General features: G+C 72.0%; 3 protein-coding genes. All 3 read left to right on the top strand.

Going from position 1 to position 2,379, the window contains the following annotated elements:
* A partial coding sequence (sctQ, locus tag HMPREF3115_RS09235) for a type III secretion system cytoplasmic ring protein SctQ (RefSeq protein ID WP_070554198.1) occupies positions 1–1,045 on the top strand: 1,045 nt, incomplete at its 5' end.
* A 3-nt stretch (positions 1,046–1,048) separates the two neighbouring features.
* Positions 1,049–1,723: a type III secretion system export apparatus subunit SctR gene (gene sctR / locus HMPREF3115_RS09230; RefSeq protein ID WP_006408428.1), complete on the top strand. Its 675-nt coding sequence runs from the start codon at positions 1,049–1,051 to the stop codon at positions 1,721–1,723.
* Positions 1,720–2,379 (top strand): lytic transglycosylase domain-containing protein (locus tag HMPREF3115_RS09225; RefSeq protein ID WP_070554196.1); only part of this gene is annotated, 660 nt, incomplete at its 3' end. The genes sctR and HMPREF3115_RS09225, both read left to right, overlap by 4 nt.

The following is a 2,379-nucleotide window of genomic DNA, read 5'->3' as shown; positions in this document are numbered from 1 at the left end:
CGCGCTGCCGCGCGTGTCGGCCGCGACCGCACGCGGGCTGTCGCATGCATACGGTGCGACGGCCGCCGTGCCGATCGCGCTCGGCGAACACGCGTACGCGGTGCACTGGCGCGTCGACGCGGAGCCGGCGGCCGACGCGCACGCCTACCGGTTCGTCGTCGGCCCCGCCACCGGCACGTTATGGCTCGACCCGCTCGCCGAAACCGAATGGCTCGGCGACGCCGCCGATCCGGCCGTCCCGGCCGTGATCCGTGCGGCGCTGCTCGCCGATCTCGGCGCGCCGCTTGCGGCGACGCTGCAGGCCGCCACGCGCCAGCGCGTCGAACTGCTGCCGCCCGCCGAACCGGCGCCCGCGTGGCACGCGTCGCCGGCCGCGCTGCACTTCGAGCTGCGTCGCGCGGACGGTGCGTGGCGCTGCCATGGCGCCCTGCTGTTCGACGCGCCGGACGCGCTCGCCGTGTTCTTCGCGTCGGCGCCGGCCGCGCCGCCCGATGCGGTGGCCCTCTACGCGAACCTGCCGGTGCCGCTCGTGTTCGAAATCGGCCGCACCGAATTGACGATGGCCGAGCTCGCGGACGTCGTCGGCGGCGACATCATCGCGATCGAGCGCTGGCACGCGCACGAGCAGAACCTGCTGTGCGTCGCGCGCGTGCCGGCCGCGCCCGCGTGGGAGATCACCGGACGGCCGTCGGGCAGCCGGCTGACCGTCGAACGAATCAGGGAGATGCCTTTGGAACCGACCCGCACCGATACCCCGCCCGCGACCGGCACCGCGCACGACGCACCGCCGGCCGATGCGCCGCGCGCGCTCGACGGCCTCGCGGTCGACCTGCGCTTCGAGCTGCCGCCGACGTCGATGCCGCTCGGCGAGCTGAGCGCGCTGCAACCCGGCGCCGTGATCGAGCTGCAGCAAGGGATCAACCAGAGCGTGATCCATCTCGTCGCCAACGGGATGCTGATCGGCACCGGCCATCTGATCGCGGTCGGCCAGAAGCTCGGCGTGCGCGTCGTCACGCTGACGCAACCCGCGCCGCGCGAGCGCTGACCGATGGGCAACCTGCCGAATCCGGTCGCGCTGATCGCGGTGATCGCCGCGCTCGGCATCGCGCCGTTCGCTGCGCTGATGGTGACGAGCTACACGAAGCTCGTGGTCGTGCTCGGGCTGCTGCGCTCCGCGCTCGGCATCCAGCAAGTGCCGCCGAACCTCGTGCTGAACGGGATCGCGCTGATCCTGTCGCTGTTCATCATGGCGCCCGTCGGGATGTCGATCCGCGACGCGCTGCAGGCACGCCACTTCGATACGTCGGGGCAATTGTCGACGGCGGACGTCGGCGTGCTCGCGGACGCCGCGCTGCCGCCGATCAAGGATTTCCTCGTGTCGCACACGCGGCAGCGCGACCGCGACTTTTTCGTGCGCACCGCGACGTCGGTCTGGCCGAAGAACCGCGCGGACGACATCAAGGACGACGATCTGCTCGTGCTCGTGCCGAGTTTCACGCTCGCCGAACTGACGAAGGCGTTCCAGATCGGCTTCGTGATCTACATCGTGTTCATCGTCGTCGATCTGCTGGTCGCCAACATCCTGCTCGCGCTCGGGATGCAGATGATCTCGCCGACCACGATCTCGGTGCCGTTCAAGCTGCTGCTGTTCGTCGCGCTCGACGGCTGGTCGCTGCTCGTGCACGGGCTCGTGCTGTCGTACCGCGTCGCGGGGGCGGGATGAACGCGCGCCGCCTGCACAGCGCAGCCGCCGCGCTATGCGCGACGGTCGCGCTCGTCGCGCTGGCGTTCGCCTGCGTGCCGCCGCGCGTCGCGCATGCGCGCGCGTCGTCGGGCAGCGGCGGTTTCGCGCAACTCGCGCGCGCCTGCGCACCGAACGTCGATCCGGACACGCTCGCCGCGCTGGTGCGCACCGAATCGGGCTTCAATCCGTATGCGATCGGCGTCGTCGGCGCTCATCTGACGCGCCAGCCGACGTCGCTCGACGAGGCGCGCGCGACCGTGCGCGCGCTGGCCGCGCGCGGCTTCAGCTACAGCGTCGGCCTCGCGCAGGTGAACGTGCGCAATTTCGCGAAATACGGCCTCGACGACGCGACGATGTTCGAGCCGTGCCGCAATCTGCGCGCGGGCGGCGCGATCCTCACCGACTGCTTCGCACGCTCGGCCGGCACGGGCCGCGCGCCGCAGGCCGCGTTGCGCGCGGCGCTGTCGTGCTACTACAGCGGCAATTTCACGACCGGTTTTTCGAGCGGCTACGTGAGCCGCGTCGTCGCGAGCGCACAGCGCAACGCGCGCGAAGGCGGCGTCGCGCCGATTCCGGTCGTGCCCGACGTGCCGCCGCCCGCGCGCCAGCGGCGGATGGACGCGGCCGCCGCCACG

Source organism: Burkholderia sp. HMSC10F09 (genome assembly GCF_001806955.1).
Taxonomy (GTDB): Bacteria; Pseudomonadota; Gammaproteobacteria; order Burkholderiales; family Burkholderiaceae; genus Burkholderia; species Burkholderia multivorans.
This window is presented reverse-complemented; position numbering and strand designations above follow the sequence as displayed.